Origin of the sequence: Paraburkholderia sp., assembly GCF_026225065.1 — a bacterium.
Lineage (GTDB): Bacteria > Pseudomonadota > Gammaproteobacteria > Burkholderiales > Burkholderiaceae > Paraburkholderia.
Genome location: NZ_JAMFSB010000300.1, coordinates 1 through 6,071 on the forward strand (window position 1 = coordinate 1; position 6,071 = coordinate 6,071).

At 62.4% G+C, this 6,071-nt stretch carries 5 protein-coding genes; all 5 read right to left on the reverse strand.

Going from position 1 to position 6,071, the window contains the following annotated elements:
* The coding region (locus M0954_RS21620; RefSeq protein WP_297355411.1) for an LLM class flavin-dependent oxidoreductase at nt 1-578 on the reverse strand (578 nt) is incomplete at its 3' end.
* Between the two features lie 102 nt (nt 579-680).
* A complete protein-coding gene (locus M0954_RS21625; protein WP_122154899.1) occupies nt 681-1,622 on the reverse strand; it encodes an ABC transporter substrate-binding protein in 942 nt (313 codons plus the stop codon).
* Nucleotides 1,623-1,662: 40 nt separating this feature from the next.
* Nucleotides 1,663-3,495, reverse strand: a complete 1,833-nt coding sequence (locus M0954_RS21630) for an amino acid ABC transporter permease/ATP-binding protein (protein WP_297355413.1) — start codon at nt 3,493-3,495, stop codon at nt 1,663-1,665.
* Nucleotides 3,496-3,526: 31 nt separating this feature from the next.
* Entirely contained in the window at nt 3,527-4,849 is a 1,323-nt protein-coding gene (locus M0954_RS21635; RefSeq protein WP_297355415.1) for an LLM class flavin-dependent oxidoreductase, read from the reverse strand.
* Between the two features lie 43 nt (nt 4,850-4,892).
* Nucleotides 4,893-5,894: an LLM class flavin-dependent oxidoreductase gene (locus tag M0954_RS21640; RefSeq protein WP_297355417.1), complete on the reverse strand. Its 1,002-nt coding sequence runs from the start codon at nt 5,892-5,894 to the stop codon at nt 4,893-4,895.
* Between the last annotated feature and the right edge of the window lie 177 nt (nt 5,895-6,071).

The following is a 6,071-nucleotide window of genomic DNA, read 5'->3' on the forward strand; positions in this document are numbered from 1 at the left end:
CCGGCCCATTCGATCGAGCGCTGCGAACCGCCGCCATACCAGAGCCGCTCGGCAAGACCCGCCGCATAGGGCGTCACGCGCGGCCGCACGCGGCCCGCCGCCGATTCGATGAAGGTGTCCTCCCCGCCGAGCCATTCTCCCGCGAGATTGCGGCGCAGACGCTCGACGCGCGCATGCGAGAAGTCGATCAGTTCGGGATTCGCATCGAAAAGCCGTTCGCCGAGCAGGATGCCATGCGCTGGGGCACCCGCGCTCAATCCGATGTTCAGGCGGCCGTGGGACAACACATCGACAGTGGCAAGGTCCTCGGCAAGACGAAATGGATTCTCATAGCCCATCTGGATCACCGCTGTGCCGAGGCCGATCCGCGTCGTGCGCTGGCTGGCAGCTGCGAGGAACGTCGCTGATGAGGATACCGCCCGTTCCAGGTGACGCTGGCGCACCCACGCGCTGTCGTAGCCGAGCGCCTCGCCGACGCCAAACAGTTCAAGCGTCCGCTCGAAACCGGCGAGCGGCGCATCGTCGGCATAGTTGCCCGGCGTCAGGAAAGCAAGGTGGTCAATGCGAATAGCACACATAAATGCCCTCTCTCGTTGTTCTGGCAATGCACTGTCAAGCAGTGCGGCCAGTTGCCAGGGTTTCGCATCGGTGTTTTGGCTCGCGCCAGCAAACGCCTTCGATCACGCATCCGGAAAACCGGGGGGATTGGTTTCGGAGCGCTCGACGGCCTCCGTCTGCAAGCCCCAGCGCGCGAGCGCCGCGCGATACTGCCCGCCGCGGATCAGCCCGTTGGTCGCGGCCGTCAGCGCCGGTGCGAGGCCGCTGCCCTTGCGGGTCGCGATCGCCACATCCGCGTTGTTCGGCCAGCCCGCGTTGACCGTGCCGGCCTGGCGGATCTGTCCTTGGGTCGCGGCCTCATAGGAAAGCGACGGATCTGGATTAACAATGACATCCGCGCGGCGCGACAGCAGCGCAAGGCGCTCGGCGGCGCCGTCATCGTAGTACTGCACAGTGGCCTCTTTCAGCCCGTGCGCCACGTTGCGCTCGTTCCATTCGAGCACGATCCGCTCCTGGATCGTCCCGGATCTCGTGATGACGCGTAGGCCGGCAATATCTTGTGGTTCGCGGATCGCCTTGATCGGGCTGTCTGCGCGGACGTAGAAGCCGTGTACCCCTAGCCTGTAGGTCGTGAAATCGAATTTCTGCTTGCGCTTCTCGGTGACGCCTACGTTCGAGATCACCGCATCGTATTTGCCCGACGTAAGACCGAGCGGCCAGTCCGGCCACGCGACAGGCACCAGCGTGAGACGCAGGCCGAGCGCATCGGCGACAAGCTGTGCGTAATCCGGATCGGCGCCCACGACGCTGCGGGCATCGGTTGCGTACGTCGCGATTGGCGGATCGAATGGCGCTATCGCCACCGTCAATACCCCCGGCGAGACGAGGCGATAGCCTGCCAGCAGGCGCTGCGCGTCGGGATCCTTCGGTGCACGGACACGCCCTGTCTGCGCTGGGCTGAAGTCGTAAGCCTGTGTTGCGGCATGAGCTGATTCAGCGCGCCATGCAAACGGCAACGCAGCCAGCGCTACCATCTCTATCATGAACGTCCGTCGGCCGATCATCAGTTTTCCTAAGCCGTTGCATTTTCTTCGTTGCATACGCTTACAGCACCTTCGAGAGGAATTCACGCGTGCGAGCCTGTGCCGGATCGCCTAGAACGCGCGACGGCGGCCCCGATTCGACGATGCGTCCACCGTCCATGAATACGATTGTGTCGGCGACCTCGCGCGCAAAACCGATCTCGTGCGTGACAATGATCAGCGTCGTGCCCGAACGCGCAAGCTGGCGGATCACGTCGAGCACCTCATTGACAAGCTCCGGATCGAGTGCCGACGTTGGCTCGTCAAACAGCAGCACCTTCGGTTTCAGTGCAAGCGCTCGCGCAATCGCCACACGTTGCTGCTGACCGCCCGACAACTGCCGCGGCCAGGCATCGGCCTTGTCGGCGAGTCCCACGCGCGCGAGCAGCGTGCGCGCCTCAGCCTGGGCTTGCGCACGCGGCACACCTGAGGCCAGCGGCGCCTCGATGACGTTGTCGAGCACGCTCAGGTGCGGGAACAGGTTGAAGCTCTGGAACACCATACCGACATCCGCGCGACGCCGCTGCAGGATGTCCCTCTCCTTGAGCTCGTAGAGCGTGCGTCCGTCGCGGCGATACCCGATCAGTTCGCCGTCGATATCAATGAAGCCATCGTCGACGCGTTCGAGGTGGTTGACCGAGCGCAACAGCGTCGACTTGCCCGAGCCCGACTGACCGAGAATCACGGTGACGCTGCCCGAAGGAAACGCCAGCGAGATGTTATCGAGCACCTTCAGGGTACCGAAGCTCTTCGAGACGTTATGGATGCCTACCTTGCCGCCGGTCCGCCGCTGCGCCCAGCCGGTTTTGCCCGCTTCGCTCCCCGTCTCGCCGCTGGTTTTCGCCGCCGTGCCGGATCGACTCACAAGGCCGACTGCGCTCTCGGCGCCCGCAGCACGCAAACTACGCCACCGGCCGAACCATGCAGTCAATGGCGACACCGCCACCTGCTCGCGCGTCGCACCGCGCGCATAGTACCGTTCGATGTGAACCTGAATCGCCGACAAAACCGTGAGGATGATCAGATACCAGATCGTCGCGACCATCAGCAGCGGAATGACCTCCAGATTGCGGTGATAAATGATCTGCACCGTATAGAACAGGTCCGGCATCGCGAGGATGTAGACGACCGAGGTGCCTTTTGCCAGACCGATCACGTCGTTGAACGCGGTCGGCAAGATGGCCCGCATCGCCTGCGGCAACACGATGCGGCGCACCTGGCGACCACCCGGCAGACCCAGCGCTGCTCCGGCCTCCCGCTGCCCGTGGTCGACGGAAAGAATCCCACCGCGGATAGCCTCAGCCGAAAACGCCGCGTGGTTCAGCGTGAGCCCAAGTACTGCAGCGAAAAACGGACTGATCAGGTCGGTGGTCGATTCATTCAGTAGTGCAATATGCGTGAACGGCACACCAATCCAGATCGTCTCGTACAGATAGCCGAGGTTGTTCAGCAGAAGCAACAGCACGATCGGTGGAATCGAACGGAATAGCCAGATAAACGCCCATGCACAGCTCGCCAGTAGCGGCGAACGCGATACGCGCGCCAGTGCAAGCGGTACCGCGAGCGCGAAGCCGAACAACGCGCCGAGCCCCGTGAGCACCAGCGTGCGCCCCAGGCCCTCGATCACGGGCCCAGCAAAAAACCACTGCGCGAAGACGCCCCAGCCCCAACGGGGATTTCCGAGTACCGAATTCGCCACGATTGCGATCAGCGCGATCGCCAGCACGCTTCCTGCCGTGCGCGCATGGTGCCTTGCGGGAACGATCCGATAGTGCGCGTATTCGGGCGCTGCCACATCGTCGATTGCGTGGCCCGCGTGAGTGGTACCCGGAAACCGCTGGGTGGTGTCGCTCATGATTCTGCCCTCCTGCGTCGCGCTGCGTCGATCATGCCGTTTCCGCGGCGGCGTAGCGGCTTTCGCGTCGTGGCAACCCAAGATGATCACGCAGCGTTTGCCCAGCCAGCGTGCGGCTATAGCGGCCGCGCGCCTCCAGCGCAGGGATCACATAGCGGACAAAGTCGTCGAACCCTTCGGCCTGCACCGGGAAACCGAGGATGAAGCCATCGGATGCACCGGCGTCGAACCAGCGGATCAGCTCATCCGCGATCTGTTCGCCTGTGCCGATGAATTGCGGCTTCGGTGTTGTCACTTCCAGTGCGACCTCGCGCAGGGTCGAGCCATTCTTCTTCGCTTCGGCCTTGATGCGGTCAGTGGTCGAACGGAAGCTGTTTTTGCCGAGATCGCCGAGCTCAGGGAACGGCTCGTCGAGCGGGTATTGCGTAAAGTCGTGGTGTTCGAAGAAACGGCCCAGATAGGCAAGCGCCTCCTCTACCGAGATCAGGTCGCGGATCACGCGATACTTCGCTTCCGCCTCTTCTATACTCGCGCCGACGATCGGCCCGATGCCCGGGAAGATCTTGACGTCGGTCGCCGCGCGCCCGTGCTCTACCGCGCTCTGCCGTACGCTCTCCGCGAATGCCCGCGTTTCTTCAAGCGACGGCGAATGGGTGAACACCGCGTCCGCATATTTACCGGCAAGCGCGACACCGGAATCCGATGAGCCGGCCTGGAAAATCACGGGCTGTCCCTGTGGTGAGCGCTGGATATTGATCGGCCCCGCCACCTCGAAGAAACGGCCCTTATGGTTGAGCGTATGCAGCTTCTCGCGATCGAAGAAACGTCCGCTCTCGCGGTCGCGCACGAATGCGTCGTCATCCCAACTGTCCCACAGCCCCTGCACCGCCTCCAGATATTCGTCGGCGATCTGGTAACGCAGTTCATGATCGGGATGCTCGCCGCCGTAGTTCTTCGCGGAGCCTTCGAGCGGCGAAGTCACGACATTCCATCCCGCACGTCCGCCGCTAATCAGGTCTAGCGAAGCGAACTGCCGCGCCACCGTAAACGGATGGCTGTACGAAGTCGAGAGCGTGCCCGCCAGGCCGATCTTCGAAGTCGCCGTTGCCAGCGCCGACAGGATCGAAATCGGCTCGAAACGGTTCAGGAAATGCGGAATCGACTTCTCGTTGATATAAAGGCCATCGGCCACGAAGGCGAATGCAACGCCGTTGGCCTCCGCCTTCTGCGCGATGCCCGTGATGAAATCGAGGTTGACGCTGGCATCGGCGGGGCCAGCTGGATGCTTCCAGGAATTCATATGGCCACCTGCGCCATGCAGCATGATGCCGAAAGTGAGGTTTCGCTGGGTCATGGTTGGATCCGGTAAACGAAAATGAGCGTGAATGTAGAAGCGGTCAGACGCGTGCGGCCTGTTCCACAGGGGACAACGCTTCGAATGAAGCGAGACGCAGCGCATAGTCCGCTACGGGGGTGTCGATCACGAATTCCTCGATGCCGAAGCGTTCGTGCAGTGCGTCGAGTTCCTGGTGCACGTCGTCTGCAGTACCGGTAACAACGTGCGGATGCAATTCGTCGAGGTGGTAGTCGCTCACGCCGGTTTGCCGCGCGAACTCCGCTGCGGCCTCGGGGCTAGGCAGATTGACGCTCTGCCCGGTGGCGAGCCGCAGCTTGAAAATTCGCAATGGACCAACGTGACGTTGAGCCTCTGCTTTGGACTCCGCAGCAAACGCGTAGAGCGCGAGCAGCGGCGTGCGTCCTGTCGCATCGCGATACGTATCAATGGAACGCGCGATACTGTCGCTATCGCCGTTAAAGTGACCGGCATAGCAGAATTGCCAGCCGTGTTTCGCGGCGAGCGCCGCGCTTTCCGGACTGCCGCCTAGCAGGATGCCTTGCGGCGCTTCGGGCGGCGTAGGCAGCGCTATCGCGCCTGCCAATGGGTGATCAACGGTCACGCCCGCTTTAAGGAACGCATCGAGTTCGGCAAGCTGATGGGCGAAATCGGGCTTCTTTGCCTTGTCGTGAAACCACTGAAGCGCGCGCGTCGTCAGCGGCAAGCCGCCCGGCGCCTTGCCGACGCCCAGGTCGACGCGGCCCGGCGCTAGCGAGGCGAGCACGCGGAACGTTTCCGCTACCTTAAAAGGGCTGTAATGCTGCAGCATCACGCCACCGGAACCCACGCGGATGCGTGACGTATGCGCGAGCAGATGGGATACGACAATCTCCGGCGCCGAACTCGCGAGCCCTGGCGCACCATGATGCTCTGCAATCCAGTAACGCTTGTAACCCAACGCTTCCGCACGCTGCGCGAGCCGGACGGTAAAACGCAGCGCGTCGTGGGCATTCGTTCCGTCGGCAATCGGACTTTTGTCGAGAATCGAAAGGGAATAGGACATATCGATACCTCCCCGCGCACTAAAACTCGCGCGGGAACAGAGTTACGGGAAACTTGCCGAGCGACATCCGCCTGTTCCATTATCGCCATCGCAGGCCGATATCGTTCGAGCAAATTTTTCTATGCATATGACGAATTACGTCAGAACGTGTAGCGGGCGCGCAGATAGTAGAAACCA

Coding starts and splice junctions, on each gene's coding strand:
- M0954_RS21635 (WP_297355415.1), bottom strand. CDS start 4,849: ATGACCCAGCGAAACCTCACTTTCGGCATCATGCTGCATGGCGCAGGT.
- M0954_RS21630 (WP_297355413.1), bottom strand. CDS start 3,495: ATGAGCGACACCACCCAGCGGTTTCCGGGTACCACTCACGCGGGCCAC.
- M0954_RS21640 (WP_297355417.1), bottom strand. CDS start 5,894: ATGTCCTATTCCCTTTCGATTCTCGACAAAAGTCCGATTGCCGACGGA.
- M0954_RS21625 (WP_122154899.1), bottom strand. CDS start 1,622: ATGATCGGCCGACGGACGTTCATGATAGAGATGGTAGCGCTGGCTGCG.